The organism is Mycobacterium liflandii (assembly GCF_022354805.1).
Lineage (GTDB): Bacteria > Actinomycetota > Actinomycetes > Mycobacteriales > Mycobacteriaceae > Mycobacterium > Mycobacterium marinum.
The window spans coordinates 2,280,278-2,295,439 of record NZ_CP023138.1 but is presented as its reverse complement, the minus strand read 5'-3'; the positions used below and the strand labels follow the sequence as shown (position 1 = coordinate 2,295,439).

Here is a 15,162-nt window from a genome sequence, read left to right as displayed (position 1 = left end):
GATCCGCTACCGATCCCAAACAGCAGGATTGTTCGTCTTAGCTGTCCGAGGTGCAGCGACCGCGAATCCCAACCCGACGTTCAAATCAGAGACAATCACTGTCATGGACTCCGAAACCCCGCCGCCGGCCCCGGCAAAACCTCCGCGGGTGCGCGTCACGCCCGAGGATCTGGACAGGTTCGGCGATGAGGATCTGATCCGGCGGGCGTCAAACGACGAATGGCTGCGCAACGAGGCACCACCGCACCACGGTTGAGGCGTGCGCCGATCAAACCGTCCGCCAAAGAAGATGCCGTCGGCGTAGCATCACCCCCACCTGGGAGGTGCGGCATGGCCAACACCTGCGTGTGTGCGCGGTGTGCAATCGCGCCGGATCCCAATGCCGGCCGTCGTCTACGCCGCACAACACCACCTTTGCCCGGACACACCGCATTGAAATTGGGGCACTCGGAAACGACGAAGAGCGCCGACTGTCTCGGAATCACTGGGGATACCTCGACGAGACAGCCGGGGACGTGGACAACCATGACAGGACGGGGGTCGGCGTGGCGCAACTGAGCGTGGCCCCACCGTGGTTGGTATCGGCAGCGCAGGATCTACAAAGCATCGGTTCGACTCTTGCAGCGGCCAATGGGGCCGCTGCCGGCCCAACCACCGTTCTCGCAACCGCTGCCGCCGACGAAGTATCAACGGCAATTGCGGCGCTATTTGCGGGGCACGCGCGCGAATATCATTCCCTGAGTGGGCATTTCGGCGCTTTCAACCAGCAGTTCGTGCAAGCGCTGAACTCGGCGTCCGGCGCATATGCCTCCGCTGAGGCACAGAGCGCGTCGCTGTTGCAGACGGTCGGACGCGACGTGCTGGGAGCCATCAATGCACCCACTGAATTCCTGCTCGGGCGCCCGCTCATCGGCAACGGCGCCGACGGCACCGCAGCCAACCCCAATGGCGGCGCTGGCGGTCTGCTCATCGGCAACGGCGGATCCGGGGGTGCCGGAGGACCCAACGCGGCGGGCGGACCAGGAGGCCTCGGCGGCTGGCTATACGGCAACAACGGGCCCGCTGGCACTGGGTCACCGGTCAACGCATCTGTCCCGCTATACCTCGACAACAACTTTCCGGCGGTAAATGTCTCCATTAACGGCGGGCCCAGTGTGCCTGTGCTGCTTGACACCGGATCTGCTGGTCTTGTCGTCCCCATCTGGGACATCGGATTACAAAACCTTGGCCTGCCCACCGGATTCGATGTGATTCGGTACGGCAACGAGGTCAACATCCTCTACGCCGATTTCAACACAACAGTGGACTTCGGCAGTGGGGCTGTCACTGCCCCGACCAGCGTTCAGGTCGGCATCCTCCCGTTCCCGACATCTCTGCAAGGCCTGACCCTGATTCCGATGGGGAACGGCTTCGGCCCGACGGGGCACGGCGTACTGGGCATCGGACCGAATATCAACGCCGCCGCAGGAGGGCACGGCAACGTCGTGACCACGGCGCTGCCGGGTCAACTCAATGAGCGCGAACTGATTAACATTCCTCAGGGATACATGCATTTCGGGCCCAACACAGGCACACCCATAACCTCGGTGAGCGGAGTACCGATCACCACCCTGGATGTCCAGTTCGGCGGTTATGACCCACTCGGCACCTATTATCCGGTCACCTCGATTGTTGATTCCGGCGGAAACCACGGGACGATTCCCGGGATCATTCTCGGGACCGGACAGACATCCGGAGTCGTCCCTCCGGGAACGGTTATCTCCATCTCCACGAACGACAATCAAACGCTGCTGTACTCCTACACGACGACCGCCACCGACAGCCCGGTAGTCACCGGAAACATTCCAATGAATACCGGGCTTCTGCCCTTCGCATTGGGCCCGGTGTACATCTCGAACAGTCCGAGCGGTGTTGGGACGGTGGTATTCAACTACCCGCCGCCGTGACCGGGTGCTTGCGCAGGTTCAGTTGCCACGACAATGCGCGGGTGGCGTCGACACCAACTACCCTGCGGGTCCGGCCACAGCCGTGACCGGCAACCGATTTGGGAATCAGGCATGGTTCGTACGCGATAGTTATGGCGTACGACCCGCCATTCAGTTGTGGAGCTGCCGGGAATCGAACCCGGGTCCTACGGCATTCCCTCAAGGCTTCTCCGTGCGCAGTCCGCTATGTCTCTGCTCGGATCTCCTGGTCACGCGAACTAGCCAGGATGACGATCCCAGTCGCTGTTGATGTCCCGATGAGCCCCGCGACCGAACTCATCGGTTGATCCCTCTAGCTGATGCCGGGGTCCGGGGCGAGGGCGTTCCCGGTCCGACAGACTAGCCGTCGCTTAGGCAGCGAGAGCGTAGTCGCGCTGATGTGAATCGGCGCTTATCTAGTTGCATCGACGCTTACGGTGGTCTCTTGCCTGCACCGGCACGCTTCCCTTGATTCGATGCGCGAAGTCGAAACCGTTCAGCCCCTCGCATCCCTGCCGATCTTCGGCAGGACAACCCATGGTACGCCCTGAAAAACCAGCGGCAACCGAATTATGTTCCCGATCAGATCACGAAGTTGAGACGCTCGACGATGTGGGCGGCCAGGTCCTTGTCGCCGCCGAATTCGATGTCCTGGCTGCGCGCCGGACTCTTCGGGCGACCACCGGCGAGCCGAGTGAACTGCAGGCCGTCGATCCGGATCGTCGCGGTCGGTTCTTGTCCCCCGAAGTCGTCGACGACCTGCGCACGACCCTCGACGTTGACGCGGATCTCGCGGGTCAGCGGTCCGGTCAGCTCGAATAGGACGCGTGAGCCCTCTGGAGCTTTGGCCAGCTTGCCGACCACAAACCCCATCGAGGTCGAGATCTCGTCGAGGGACAGGCGCGAAGCCGGCCCCGCAAGCTGCTCGTCGGACGATTCCTGCTGCAGCGCGTGGCGGATGTCCTGCTCGTGCATCCAGCAGTCGAAGGCACGGATCCGCATGAACCGCCCGTAGCTGTCGGGTCCGGCCGGCGTGGTGGTCGCGGCATTCCATTCTTCGTTGGAAAGGTCGGTGAGAGCCTTGCGCCGTTTCTCGGTCACGTTGCGGAAACGTTCCAGCAGGCTGGCACCGGACTCCCCGCACAGGTGGCGCACCCAGTACTCGTTCATCACCCCGATGGGGTTGCGCACGTGCCCCAGCGCGGAAACGTCGACGTCGGGCTCGGGCGCGGCGACGCCCATCAGGAAAGACTCGGTCCCGATCAGGTGCGCCACGACGGCCTTGACATCCCAACCCGGCAGCGGGCTCTTAGCCTGCCAATCGGCCTCGGGCAGCCCGTCCAGCAGCGCGTCGATGGAGTCCCACACGGCGAACAACCCAGCCAATACGTCGGATTTATCGAGTTCAGTAAGGGGTCGGGAGGCCATGGTCGGATACTAGGCCGGTCAGCTTCAGTAGCTGAGGCCGACCCAGAACAACAGCAGCCCGCTCAATATCAGCAGGCCGCACACCGGGATGATGCCGGCGGGCCAGGCCAAGATGGTGGCAATCGCCCCGACCAGCACTGCCAGTAGCGCGTGCAGCACCCGGAGATAGGTCAGGCGCTGTTCGCGCAACGCCGAAGCCAGTACCCGACGGGGCGCCGAGCGCAGCATCCAGATGAACCCGACGATCAGCACCCCGGTGAGAATTCCGGTGACCACCCGCAGCCCCGCCGTCGATTGCGCCTTGGCGTTCAGCTTCAGCACCATGGCGGCGAAGAACGCGAGCACCCCGGCAACCACCGTCACCCCGCGAAACACCCGTTCCAGGACCACACCGATGTTCCGGCGGGCCACCGCACCTATGGCCGGGTCGGTGCCTGCCGCATCGAGAAACCCGCGCAGCGCGTGCGCAAATTTGCGCCGACGAAGCCGGTTGATAGCCAGATTGTTGAGCGCCTCGGCGTTGCCTGGGTCCAGCGCCAATGCGGCTCGATACGCCTCGGTGGATTCCTCGATTCGGCGCAGGTCGTGCAAGATCGAGCCGCGCAGAACGTGTGCGTCGACGTTGCCGGGATCGAGCCGTAACGCTTGGTCGATGGCATAGAGCGCGTTGGGCAATTGCCAGGCCTTCTGCAATAAGCTCGCGTACGTCCGATGCGCCAGGGGCTCATTGGGATGAGCCAGCACCGCCCGCCACGCCATGCACAGGGCGTCCCAGCTGCGCCCCAGCTGATCGAGGGATACCGCGTAGAGCCGCATGGCGAATTCCGATTCGGGCGCGGCCGCCAACGCGCTGTATGCGCTCCACGCGGCATTGTCGTAGTTGCCCAGCAGGTATTCAGCCCGAGACAGATGCGCCAACAGGTTCGGGTCATTGGGGTTTTGCGCCAACGAACTGCGCAAGACCTCTCGGGCGCGTTCGTAATTCCCAGTGTCGCAGTGGATGCTGGCGATGTGGATGGCTTCGTCGCGCTGATCGGCGGCGGGGCCTGGCATCACCGAATCTTTCTACGGCGCAGATACTTTGCCAGGTCGTCGTAGGTTCCGTCGTTGTTGGCGAACTCGACGACATTGCGCGCGGTCTCGAACCAGGGCCCAGTGCTGGGGCGGATCTGTGCGGCGGCCGCGTCGATGTCTGCCATCATCACCGGACGAACCTGTCCGGCACGCATCGATTCGGCCATCGCTATCTGGGTTGCGCTGTCACAGATGTGCGCCAGATCTGCGCCGGAAAACCCTTCAGTGCGGTTGGCGATCGCCCGGGGATCGATCCCCGCGACCGGCCGATCCCGCAGATGAACGCGGACGATGCCCGCCCTGGCTTCGGCGTCGGGCAGGCCGACAAAAATCATCCGATCGAAACGGCCGGGCCGACGCAGCGCCGGGTCGACGTCCCAGGGCGCATTGGTCGCCCCGAGCACGTAGACGCCATCGTTGGAGGACGCCGCCGAGTCGAGTTCTTCGAGAATGGAGTTGACCACCGTGCGCAAACCCGCACTGCCGCTGAGCGCGGAACGCCGATGCCCCAACGCGTCCACTTCGTCGAAGAACAACACACACGGAGCGTTGCGGCGGGCATTGTCGAAGACCGCGCGGATGCTGCGTTCACTGTCCCCGAACCAGCGATGCAGCACATCTGCGATTCCCACCTGGTAGAAGCTGGCGCCCAGCTCCCCCGAAACGGCCTTGGCCAGATAGCTTTTCCCACACCCGGGCGGGCCGTATAACAACAGGCCACCGCGTGCGGAGACCTTGTACGCCTTCATCAGCTCGGGGTTGCGTAGCGGCCCAAGCAGTGAAAGCTCCAGTTGCTGTTTGGCATCGGCCATACCGGCGATATCGGCCAACCGGACCTGGCTGCGCTGCACCACGTCGAAATCGCCCTCGCCGACGACGTCCGGGGGCGCCTCCACGAATGCGGGCTCGATGATGTCGGCGACCTGTTTTTCCGCCTTGGACCAGTCAAAGCCGGCAGTGTCGGGAGCGTGCTGTTGCTGTTGCGCCGGCACCACCTCGACAGGCGCTGCCAACGCCGCGCTGCAACGCTGCAACAAGCTCAGCGCCTCCGCATTGGCGGTGTCCTTGGCAAGTACCGCACTGCAATGCCCCAGCGCCTCCGCGTGGCGTCCCCTGTCAGCAAACAGCGCGGCCAGATGCAGCCGAAGTTCGACAACCTCGGGGCTGCGCTCCACCGCCGCGGACAACTCCCGAATCACAGGGTCTTCAGTCACCGCCATCTCCCGTACGTACCGCAGCTTGCGCGTGCGCGCCAGTCAGCCCATGCCTTGTCCATGTTCGCCCACCTCGATAGCGACCGACAACGAGATCCAGGTCTCTGTGCTGTCTATTGGGGTTGTCTCTTGGGCCGATGGTGTCAGGTCGACCCGGCCGGAGCGAAATGCGCCCGTAGCGCCGCACGACCGGCCATCGCCAAGCGAATTGACCACCCGGCTCGCGACAGTATCCTGTGTCCCCGGGCCGAGAAGGGACGGCGATGCTGATCAATTCGGGTTTGTTCCATTCCGAGCGCACGAACCAATCCCAGCGCGCGGACAGCCACGCTCGAGGTGGGGCAATGCAGCTTAGGTACATAAGCGTCCCGGCGCTAGTCGCCTATGCCGGAGGTGATCCCTGGGCGATCAACCAAAGCCTCCAGGCTGGTCGCCCAACTCAGATTTCCGACTTGGCAACCGCGTTTCACGCTGCGGGACGCAGCACTGCCGAGTCGAACGTTACGTTTGAGCAAGCCCGCCGACGCTTTGAAGCGGCCTGGAATCACCAGAACGGCGAGAACCCCATCAACGATTCCGCCGAGGTGCAGCGCACAGCCCAGGCGCTGGGCGCTCAATCCGAGCAGTTGCCCCAGATCGGAGCCCATCTGGAGGAGGTCGCCGCAGCGCTGGCTGAGGCGCAAAAAGGCGCTGCCGGAAGAATCGCCACCCTCGAAATTCAGTTGCAGGACCTTGATGACCTGATCGCGCAGGCGATGGAGATGGAAAAGGACCCCCACCTCAGCGCGGCGGATAGAAACGCACTCGATGCCATCATCACGGCGTGTGAAGACGATGCAATCCGCGACACAGAGGACGCCCTGAGACGACTGCACTCAATCCGAAACTGCTACTCAGACATTCTGCAAAAAGGACAGACCAACCTCGCCGCCGATGGATACGACCCGGCTCGGGTTCGGGGGGCCGGCGCAGGGCTCCGGCGTTGTTGATTAGCAGGCTTGTGAGCTGGGTTGATGATCTTTGGTGCCGCGCTATTGGGGCCGGAGTGTAGGCACGGGCTATCTGGAGAACGATCGAGTTGGTTACTGTTCGTCGTTGGTCTGGAGTTGCCCGTGCCTACCGTTTCAGTATTGCCTGTGTCGTCGGTTCCAGAGGTGTTCGACCGCTGGAGTCCTGGTGAGCGCAGCGAGCTCATCGGATCGGAGTTTCTCGATGTGTTGGCCTCGGTGCCAGACCCGAGGGACCCACGCGGTCGGAGGTATTCGCTGATGGCTTTGTTGGCGATCGCGGTTCTGGCCACTGCCGCGGGGATGCGCGGCTATGCTGGTTTTGCCACATGGGCGGCCACCGCTCCCGATGATGTGTTGGCCCAATTAGGGGTCCGGTTCCGGCGGCCCAGTGAGAAGACCTTCCGCGCTGTTTTGTCTCGGCTAGACCCCGCCGACCTCAACGCCAGGATGGGCAGTTACTTCACTGCACACGTGGCCAGCAGCGACCCCAGTGGATTGGTGCCGATCGCGTTGGACGGCAAGATGCTGCGTGGTGCCTTTACGCGCCAAAGCGACAGCCACGCATCTCGTGTCGGTGTTCGCCCACCGTGCCCGATTGGTGCTCGGTCAACTCGCTGTCGCCGAGAAAAGCAATGAAATTCCCTGCGTACGTGCCCTGCTCACGCTGCTGCCGGGTAGCTTGCGGTGGCTGGTCACCGTGGATGCGATGCATACCCAGGTCGTCACCGCGAAGTTGATCTGCGCCACCTTGAAGTCGCACTACCTGATGATCGTCAAGTCCAACCAAGCCAAAATACTTGCGCGTATCACCGCGCTGCCCTGGGCCGAGGTGCCCACAGCCGCTACCGACGACTCCCGCGGCCACGGCCGTGTCGAGACCCGCACCCTGCAAATCATCACCGCTGCACGAGGAATCGGCTTCCCCTACGCAAAACAAATCATCCGGATCACTCGTGAACGCTTGATCACCGCCACCGACCAGCGCAGCGTGGAGGTCAGGGCTCCGGCGTTGTTGATTAGCAGGCTTGTGAGCTGGGTTGATGATCTTTGGTGCCGCGCTATTGGGGCCGGAGTGTAGGCACGGGCTATCTGGAGAACGATCGAGTTGGTTACTGTTCGTCGTTGGTCTGGAGTTGCCCGTGCCTACCGTTTCAGTATTGCCTGTGTCGTCGGTTCCAGAGGTGTTCGACCGCTGGAGTCCTGGTGAGCGCAGCGAGCTCATCGGATCGGAGTTTCTCGATGTGTTGGCCTCGGTGCCAGACCCGAGGGACCCACGCGGTCGGAGGTATTCGCTGATGGCTTTGTTGGCGATCGCGGTTCTGGCCACTGCCGCGGGGATGCGCGGCTATGCTGGTTTTGCCACATGGGCGGCCACCGCTCCCGATGATGTGTTGGCCTAATTAGGGGTCCGGTTCCGGCGGCCCAGTGAGAAGACCTTCCGCGCTGTTTTGTCTCGGCTAGACCCCGCCGACCTCAACGCCAGGATGGGCAGTTACTTCACTGCACACGTGGCCAGCAGCGACCCCAGTGGATTGGTGCCGATCGCGTTGGACGGCAAGATGCTGCGTGGTGCTTTACGCGCCAAAGCGACAGCCACGCATCTCGTGTCGGTGTTCGCCCACCGTGCCCGATTGGTGCTCGGTCAACTCGCTGTCGCCGAGAAAAGCAATGAAATTCCCTGCGTACGTGCCCTGCTCACGCTGCTGCCGGGTAGCTTGCGGTGGCTGGTCACCGTGGATGCGATGCATACCCAGGTCGTCACCGCGAAGTTGATCTGCGCCACCTTGAAGTCGCACTACCTGATGATCGTCAAGTCCAACCAAGCCAAAATACTTGCGCGTATCACCGCGCTGCCCTGGGCCGAGGTGCCCGCAGCCGCTACCGACGACTCCCGCGGCCACGGCCGTGTCGAGACCCGCACCCTGCAAATCATCACCGCTGCACGAGGAATCGGCTTCCCCTACGCAAAACAAATCATCCGGATCACTCGTGAACGCTTGATCACCGCCACCGACCAGCGCAGCGTGGAGGTGGTCTATGCCATCTGCAGCCTGCCGTTCGAGCACGCCCGCCCTACCGCGATCATGACCTGGATGCGTCAACACTGGGGAATCGAGAACAGCCTGCACTGGATACGCGACGTCACCTTCGACGAAGACCGTCAAAGGGCACATACCGGAAACGGCGCACAGGTCCTAGCAACGCTACGCAACACCGCGATCAATCTGCACCGCCTCAACGGCGCCGACAACATCGCCGAAGCCTGCCGGATCACCGCTTTGACCGCCAACCGCCGCCTAGACCTCCTCAATCCACAATTCCCCAGCTCACAAGCCTGCTAATCAACAACGCCGGAGCCCTGGGGCGGCACCTTCGGCGTCGGCACTCTGCCGATCCCCGGAGCGGGAATCGTAGGCGGCGGAACAAATCTCATCGGCTCGGCCATAGAGCACGACATCGTCGGTCCCGCGCCGACCACGACGTCGATTCCGGACATGCCCCACACCACCCCACCGCGGCTGGTGCTCGACGGATTTCTGGCGTCCGGCCAACCGCTGTCTGGATTGGAACCGGAGCTATATCGCCCAGTCGATCCGCAGCATCCTGACGGCCCGATGCGAATTGCCACCTATGCCGAGATGAACGAGGATTGGCGCAAGAGGAATACTCCGCAAGCCTCCGACAGCGTACTTTCAAGCGCGCTAAGCCCGACACTCGGCAACGACACGGTGACACGGATCGACTCCGATATTTCGACCTACTACAACAATGTTGTGCACAACCCACAACCATGGAAAAAATGAGCGCAACACGTCGCGTATCCCGAGCACTGGCCACGCTACCCGTTGTCATGATGGCAGCCATCGGCTGCAGTCACTCGGAACCCGCGCCGCCGCTATCAAAGGTCCCCTGGACCGGACTGCTGGCACAAGAACGAGAAGTGTGGAGCGCGGAACCGGGAATCGACCTTGTGACCGGACCTGCGGTAGTCATCCGCGCGTACCTGGAGTCGCGCTCACTTGCCAGCCAGATGGGCGACATCGACTACGTCTACCGCGGGTTCAAACACGCGGTCGCACCCAACGACCCAGCCGAGCCCGACTATTCGCTGAACCCACCCCCCATCACCCAAGACCTCTGGCCTGAGCCACGCCCCGACAGCAGTCCGCTCCCGTATCCAGCCGTAGGTACGGGCCGCTCCCACATCCTGCGTATCGACACCTCCGGCCGCCAGGTCACCGCCGTGGTCCGCGGATGGGACTACGGGACCGCCTACGACATCGGAGATGGCCGATACAGCAACGATCCGACCAACCCTCTGGGCACTCACAATCCCGACGGCGGCATTTTCGCGCAATGGGTCGCAATGACCGCCCCCGCACCCGACACAAGCCCGCCGTTGCCACCTCAGTGGGGGCCGGCCCCCGCACCGACAACAGATGTGTTCGACGGCTGGCGGATCGTCGGCTACGCCATCCACGGACCGACCGACACCCTGCGGCTTGCCCCACCGCAATGGCCAACCAGGCAAGCCGACACCAACGCGTGTGTCACCAAAGCACCCGACCCACCCCAGCGGCGCGTGTTTCTAGCCGATGGAGTCCACCCGCGCTCCGATTTCCCGACGCAACACCCCTACCCCGGCTGGCCAATCGCAAACCCGGCGTGAGCCCAAACGCGACGCTTACGGTCGCACCGCCAGTCAGCCCATGCCCTTGGCCCGGCGACCCAGTTCGCGAATCACCTCACGCTGGGCATCACGCCGGGCCAGGTCCTGACGCTTGTCGTGGGCGTACTTACCGCGCGCCAACGCGAGTTCGACCTTGACCTTGCCGTCGAGGAAATACATCGACAGCGGAACCAGCGCGAAATTGCCTTCGCGAATCTTGCCGAACAGGGTGTCGATCTGGCGGCGATGCAACAGCAGCTTGCGGTTGCGCCGCGGTTCGTGGTTGGTCCAGGTGCCGTGCAGGTACTCCGGGATGTGCAGGTTGCGCAGCCAGACTTCGCCGTCGTCGACGGTGGCGAAGGCGTCGACCAGCGACGCGTGCCCCTCCCGCAGGCTCTTCACCTCGGTCCCCTGCAGTGCGACACCGGCCTCGAACACCTCGATGATCGAGTAGTTGTGCCGAGCCTTGCGATTGGTGGCGATGATCTTCTTGCCACCCTGCTTGCCGGACGGTTTCGCCTGCTTCGACTGCGCTGCCATCGCTACCGCCGCACGTATAGCCGTAACGTCACGTACGCCGTGGCCCCGGCCATCGCAACGCCCAGCGCCAATAGGGCCGGGGAGATGAAGAAGATGTCGGCATAGTCGATACGGGCGATCAAATTGGCCTGGTAGAACTGGTTCAACGCGTTTTCCAGGAACATCGCCCGCACGAATATCAGGCCGCCGATGGCGATGACGACCCCGAGCGTCGCGGCCAGCATCGCCTCCATCAGAAACGGCAGCTGGGTATACCAGCGGCTGGCCCCCACCAATCGCATGATGCCGATTTCGGTGCGCCGCGTATACGCGGCGACTTGGACCATGTTGGCGATCAGCAAGATCGCACCGACGGCCTGGACCAATGCCACGGCAAACGCGGCGTTACTCAAGCCGTCCAGCACCGCGAACAACCGGTCGATCAGATCCTTCTGGTTGAGCACCGAGAGCACCCCGGGCTGGCCCTGCATGGCGGAGTCGAAGTCCTTGTGCTGCTCCGGGTTCTCCAGCTTCACGATGAACGATGCCGGGAATGAATCCTTGCCCGCAACGTCCTTGTACTGCGGAAACTTGCGGATGGCATCGTCGTAGGCCTGCGCGCGGTTGAGGAATCGCACCGCTTTGACGTCTTTGCGCTTTTCGATCTTCTCGCGCAACGCCTTGCACGGGTCGGAATCGCAGTTGGGATCGTTGGCCGATACGTCGTCGGTGAGGAACACCTGGGTTTCGACGCGGTCCAGATAGATGGCACGCGAGTTCTCCGCCAGGCGGACCACCAGCAGACCACCGCCGAACAGGCCGATCGAGATCGCGGTCGTCAAGATCATGGCGACCGTCATGGTGACATTGCGACGAAGTCCGGTCAGGACCTCGTTGAGCAGGAAGCCGAAGCGCACTTAGCGATCCATCCCGTAGACACCGCGCTGTTCATCACGAACCAGCCTGCCCAGCGACAACTCGACCACCCGCTGCCGCATCGAGTCAACGATGTGGTGGTCGTGCGTTGCCATCAGCACCGTCGTCCCGGTGCGGTTGATTCGCTCCAACAAATCCATGATGTCCTTACTGGTATCTGGGTCCAGGTTGCCGGTGGGCTCGTCGGCCAGCAGCACCAGCGGCCGGTTGACAAAGGCGCGGGCGATCGCGACCCGCTGTTGCTCGCCGCCGGACAGCTCGTGCGGCAGGCGGTTGGCTTTGCCCGACAAGCCGACCGTCTCGAGCACATCGGGCACCACCCGATTGATCGCGTCCGCACGCTTGCCGATCACCTCAAGGGCGAACGCGACGTTTTCGTACACCGTCTTTTGTTGCAGCAACCGGAAGTCCTGGAAAACGCAACCGATCACCTGCCGCAGTTTGGGCACATTGCGACCACGCAGCTTGTTGACGTGGAACTTCGACACCCGCACATCTCCGGATGTCGGCGTCTCCGCCGCCAGCAACAACCGCATGAACGTCGACTTGCCCGAACCCGACGGACCGATCAGGAAGACGAACTCACCCTTGTCGATCTTGACATTGATGTCATCCAACGCCGGGCGCGCCGACGATTTGTACTGCTTGCTGACATGGTCCAGGGTGATCATCACGGCACGCCAGTGTAGCGGTGCGCTTCGCCTGCAGGCGAAAATTAGCTGGCCGGTGGTGTCGGAGTCGGCCCCGACGATACCGGCCCCGGCTCCGGCTCAGGGGTCTGCGACGGTGACGGAACCGGTGTTGGCGGGGTCGTAGTGGCGGGACAGAACGGCGGCGGCAGCAGACACGGCGGCGCCGAGGGGCCGGGAACCGGAGTTGACGTGGTCGGCGTCGGAGTCGGCGTCGGCGATGTGGTGGTGGGCGTGGGCCGGGTGGCCGTGGTCGGTGGCTGCACCCTGGTGCGCGGCACCCAGGTGTAGTTCGGATCGGGTACCAAGCCCGGCGGTACCACCTGGCTGGGGGGTGTGGTCTTTCCAGCCGAGTGCTGCGGGTTGTAGGTGTCATAGAGCCACCACACCGCCAGGAAAGCCACCATCAGTACCACCGTTGACAGACGGATCCGGCCGCCGAACAACTGACGGGGCGTACCGCGCTTGCGGTTGCCGTTCGACTGACCGCTGCGCCGCAAGCGGGTAGGAACAAATGTGATTTTCATCGCTACCGCTGCTGCTCCGCTCCCGCAGGTGCGTCCGCTGCCCCACTAACGGTGGCCGGGTGAGCCATGACCCCCACCGCGGCCTAGGCGTCGGCCGGGGTGATGATCCCGGCGCCGGTGAGCGCGCGGATCACCAACACCCGCAACTGCCGGCCCGCCGCGAACTGCTTTCCGGGCAGCGTGCGCGCCACCAGCCGCAGCGTGACGGTGTCCATTTCGAGTTTCTCCACGCCCATTACCGTGGGCTCATCCAGCAACAGGTCGCCGAGGATGGCGTCTTCGCGCGCATGTTGGCATTCCCGGTGCAAGACCTCGTTGACGCGGTTGAGGTCGGCGCCGGTCGGGACCGGGATGTCGATGACCGCGCGCGCCCAGTCCTTGGACAGGTTGATCGACTTGACGATGTTGCCGTTGGGAACGGTGTACACCTCACCGTCGCTGGATCGCAGCTTGGTCACACGCAGCGTGACCTCCTCCACCGTGCCGGCCGCATTCTCCGGTGACCCGACCATGCTGAGCTCCACCAGGTCGCCGAACCCGTATTGCTTCTCGACGATGATGAAGAACCCCGCGAGCAGGTCCTGCACCAGGCGCTGGGCGCCGAAGCCCAGCGCCGCACCCAGCACCGCGGCCGGCCCTACCAACGACCCGACCGGAAACGGCAGAATGTCGACGATCTCGTACAGGACGATGACGTAAATCAGGACGATCGAGACCCAGGAGATCACCGACGCCACCGCCTGGCGGTGCTTGGAGACCTCCGATCGCACGAGCGCGTCGCTTTCGGTGAACCCCAGGTCGAGGCGCTGAGTCACTCGCTTAGCAACCCAGGTCACGAAGCGCGCGGCCAGTACCGCCGCGATCAGCACCATGACGATGCGCAGACCGCGGGTGATGATCCATTCGCCGATCTGCCCGCGCCAGAAGTCGTGCCAATACTGGGCCGGCGAGAATGTTGCCAGGGCAAAAGCTGTGGTGTTAGTCGTCATCTTTCCGGTTGCGCCACCGGATCCCTGCTTCCAGGAATCCGTCAATGTCTCCGTCTAGCACGGTCGCCGGATTACCAACCTCGTACTCGGTTCGCAGATCCTTGACCATCTGGTAGGGGTGCAGCACGTAGGAGCGCATTTGGTTGCCCCACGAGCTACCGCCGTCGCCTTTCAATGCGTCGAGCTCAGCGCGTTCTTCTATACGCTTGCGCTCCAACAACTTTGCCTGAAGAACCCGCATCGCCGCCACCTTGTTCTGCAGCTGCGACTTCTCGTTCTGGCAGGTGACCACGATGCCGGTCGGGATGTGGGTCAGTCGAACCGCCGAGTCGGTGGTGTTCACCGACTGCCCGCCCGGGCCACTGGACCGGTAGACATCGACCCGCACATCGCCTTCGGGGATGTCGATGTGATCGGTGGTCTCCACCACCGGCAGCACTTCGACCTCGGCGAACGACGTCTGTCTGCGGCTCTGATTGTCGAACGGGCTGATCCGCACCAGCCGGTGGGTGCCCTGCTCGACCGACAGCGTGCCGTAGGCAAACGGCGCGTGCACGGCGAACGTGGCGCTTTTGATCCCGGCTTCCTCGGCGTAGGAGGTGTCGAACACCTCAACGGGGTACTTGTGCTGCTCGGCCCACCGGACATACATCCGCATCAACATTTCGGCCCAGTCCGCGGCGTCGACTCCCCCTGCGCCGGAGCGAATGGTGACCAGCGCCTCACGCTCGTCGTACTCGCCGGAAAGCAGGGTGCGCACCTCGGTGGCCTCGATGTCGGCACGCAACGCCTTGAACTCGGCGTCCGCCTCGGCCAGCGCTTCTCCGGCCGCGGCGCCCTCTTCCTCGGCGGCGAGCTCGTAGAGCACCGGCAGGTCCTCGAGACGCCTTCGCAGCTCCTCGACCCGCCGCAACTCCCCCTGGGTGTGAGACAACTCACTGGTCACACGCTGGGCTCGGGTTTGGTCGTCCCAGAGCTTCGGGTCGGACGCCTCGTGCTCGAGCTTCTCGATGCGACTGCGCAGACCTTCGACGTCGAGCACCCGCTCCACCGTGGTCAGGGCGGAGTCGAGGGCAGCGATCTCGGCTTGACGGTCGGGTTCCACAGCCGACAAGGTTACCGGTAGTCGCTGGCATCAGCGT

At 63.5% G+C, this 15,162-nt stretch carries 13 protein-coding genes, 1 other RNA gene and 3 pseudogenes; 7 read left to right on the top strand and 10 right to left on the bottom strand.

Going from position 1 to position 15,162, the window contains the following annotated elements:
* The first annotated feature begins 103 nt into the window (after positions 1 to 103).
* Both CKW46_RS10435 and CKW46_RS10430 read left to right on the top strand, forming a co-directional pair.
* Positions 104 to 256 (top strand): hypothetical protein, encoded by a 153-nt coding sequence (locus CKW46_RS10435; protein ID WP_015354987.1) that lies wholly within the window; start codon positions 104 to 106, stop codon positions 254 to 256.
* A gap of 289 nt (positions 257 to 545) precedes the next feature.
* On the top strand, positions 546 to 1,946 hold the full coding sequence (locus CKW46_RS10430) for a PecA family PE domain-processing aspartic protease (protein WP_482053126.1): 1,401 nt from the start codon (positions 546 to 548) through the stop codon (positions 1,944 to 1,946).
* Positions 1,947 to 2,100: 154 nt separating this feature from the next.
* Here the strand turns inward: CKW46_RS10430 and ssrA are convergent.
* The 4 genes from ssrA to CKW46_RS10410 form a co-directional block, all read right to left on the bottom strand.
* Positions 2,101 to 2,468, bottom strand: a transfer-messenger RNA (tmRNA) gene (gene ssrA, locus CKW46_RS10425).
* Between the two features lie 78 nt (positions 2,469 to 2,546).
* Positions 2,547 to 3,392: a maleylpyruvate isomerase family mycothiol-dependent enzyme gene (locus CKW46_RS10420; protein WP_015354986.1), complete on the bottom strand. Its 846-nt coding sequence runs from the start codon at positions 3,390 to 3,392 to the stop codon at positions 2,547 to 2,549.
* Positions 3,393 to 3,416: 24 nt separating this feature from the next.
* Positions 3,417 to 4,445 carry a tetratricopeptide repeat protein gene (locus CKW46_RS10415; RefSeq protein ID WP_015354985.1) on the bottom strand — a complete coding sequence of 343 codons (1,029 nt, stop codon included), beginning with the start codon at positions 4,443 to 4,445 and terminating at the stop codon, positions 3,417 to 3,419.
* A complete protein-coding gene (locus CKW46_RS10410) occupies positions 4,445 to 5,680 on the bottom strand; it encodes an ATP-binding protein (protein WP_252872250.1) in 1,236 nt (411 codons plus the stop codon). The genes CKW46_RS10415 and CKW46_RS10410 overlap by 1 nt, the downstream gene beginning before the upstream one ends.
* Before the next feature lie 344 nt (positions 5,681 to 6,024).
* Between CKW46_RS10410 and CKW46_RS10405 the strand changes: the two are divergent.
* From CKW46_RS10405 to CKW46_RS10385, 5 genes and pseudogenes are all read left to right on the top strand, one after another.
* Positions 6,025 to 6,651 (top strand): annotated as a pseudogene (locus CKW46_RS10405) (putative alpha/beta hydrolase); the annotation flags it as partial.
* A 141-nt stretch (positions 6,652 to 6,792) separates the two neighbouring features.
* A pseudogene (locus CKW46_RS10400) lies at positions 6,793 to 7,687 on the top strand (ISAs1-like element IS2404/ISMul1 family transposase); the annotation flags it as partial.
* A 142-nt stretch (positions 7,688 to 7,829) separates the two neighbouring features.
* A pseudogene (locus CKW46_RS10395) lies at positions 7,830 to 9,032 on the top strand (ISAs1-like element IS2404/ISMul1 family transposase).
* A 153-nt stretch (positions 9,033 to 9,185) separates the two neighbouring features.
* On the top strand, positions 9,186 to 9,494 hold the full coding sequence (locus tag CKW46_RS10390; protein WP_252872499.1) for a hypothetical protein: 309 nt from the start codon (positions 9,186 to 9,188) through the stop codon (positions 9,492 to 9,494).
* Positions 9,491 to 10,360, top strand: coding sequence for a hypothetical protein (locus tag CKW46_RS10385; RefSeq protein WP_482053125.1), 870 nt, complete (start codon positions 9,491 to 9,493; stop codon positions 10,358 to 10,360). Before CKW46_RS10390 ends, CKW46_RS10385 begins: the two co-directional genes overlap by 4 nt.
* 33 nt (positions 10,361 to 10,393) lie before the next feature.
* Here the strand turns inward: CKW46_RS10385 and smpB are convergent, their stop codons facing one another.
* The 6 genes from smpB to prfB all read right to left on the bottom strand — a co-directional run bounded on the left by smpB (position 10,394) and on the right by prfB (position 15,125).
* A complete protein-coding gene (gene smpB / locus CKW46_RS10380) occupies positions 10,394 to 10,900 on the bottom strand; it encodes an SsrA-binding protein SmpB (protein ID WP_117436738.1) in 507 nt (168 codons plus the stop codon).
* Between the two features lie 2 nt (positions 10,901 to 10,902).
* Positions 10,903 to 11,796 carry a permease-like cell division protein FtsX gene (gene ftsX, locus CKW46_RS10375; protein ID WP_012393370.1) on the bottom strand — a complete coding sequence of 298 codons (894 nt, stop codon included), beginning with the start codon at positions 11,794 to 11,796 and terminating at the stop codon, positions 10,903 to 10,905.
* A complete protein-coding gene (gene ftsE / locus CKW46_RS10370; RefSeq protein ID WP_011740377.1) occupies positions 11,797 to 12,486 on the bottom strand; it encodes a cell division ATP-binding protein FtsE in 690 nt (229 codons plus the stop codon).
* 44 nt (positions 12,487 to 12,530) lie between these two features.
* A complete protein-coding gene (locus tag CKW46_RS10365; RefSeq protein WP_011740378.1) occupies positions 12,531 to 13,031 on the bottom strand; it encodes an Rv3103c family proline-rich protein in 501 nt (166 codons plus the stop codon).
* An 83-nt stretch (positions 13,032 to 13,114) separates the two neighbouring features.
* Positions 13,115 to 14,020 carry a mechanosensitive ion channel family protein gene (locus tag CKW46_RS10360; RefSeq protein WP_482053124.1) on the bottom strand — a complete coding sequence of 302 codons (906 nt, stop codon included), beginning with the start codon at positions 14,018 to 14,020 and terminating at the stop codon, positions 13,115 to 13,117.
* On the bottom strand, positions 14,010 to 15,125 hold the full coding sequence (gene prfB / locus CKW46_RS10355; RefSeq protein ID WP_012393367.1) for a peptide chain release factor 2: 1,116 nt from the start codon (positions 15,123 to 15,125) through the stop codon (positions 14,010 to 14,012). Before prfB ends, CKW46_RS10360 begins: the two co-directional genes overlap by 11 nt.
* Positions 15,126 to 15,162 lie beyond the last annotated feature (37 nt).

Bases quoted from the DNA above. Each gene is read 5' to 3' on its own strand.
- CKW46_RS10435 (WP_015354987.1), top strand. From the start codon at position 104: ATGGACTCCGAAACCCCGCCGCCGGCCCCGGCAAAACCTCCGCGGGTG.
- CKW46_RS10420 (WP_015354986.1), bottom strand. From the start codon at position 3,392: ATGGCCTCCCGACCCCTTACTGAACTCGATAAATCCGACGTATTGGCT.
- CKW46_RS10415 (WP_015354985.1), bottom strand. From the start codon at position 4,445: ATGCCAGGCCCCGCCGCCGATCAGCGCGACGAAGCCATCCACATCGCC.
- CKW46_RS10390 (WP_252872499.1), top strand. From the start codon at position 9,186: ATGCCCCACACCACCCCACCGCGGCTGGTGCTCGACGGATTTCTGGCG.
- CKW46_RS10385 (WP_482053125.1), top strand. From the start codon at position 9,491: ATGAGCGCAACACGTCGCGTATCCCGAGCACTGGCCACGCTACCCGTT.
- smpB (WP_117436738.1), bottom strand. From the start codon at position 10,900: ATGGCAGCGCAGTCGAAGCAGGCGAAACCGTCCGGCAAGCAGGGTGGC.
- ftsE (WP_011740377.1), bottom strand. From the start codon at position 12,486: ATGATCACCCTGGACCATGTCAGCAAGCAGTACAAATCGTCGGCGCGC.
- CKW46_RS10365 (WP_011740378.1), bottom strand. From the start codon at position 13,031: ATGAAAATCACATTTGTTCCTACCCGCTTGCGGCGCAGCGGTCAGTCG.
- CKW46_RS10360 (WP_482053124.1), bottom strand. From the start codon at position 14,020: ATGACGACTAACACCACAGCTTTTGCCCTGGCAACATTCTCGCCGGCC.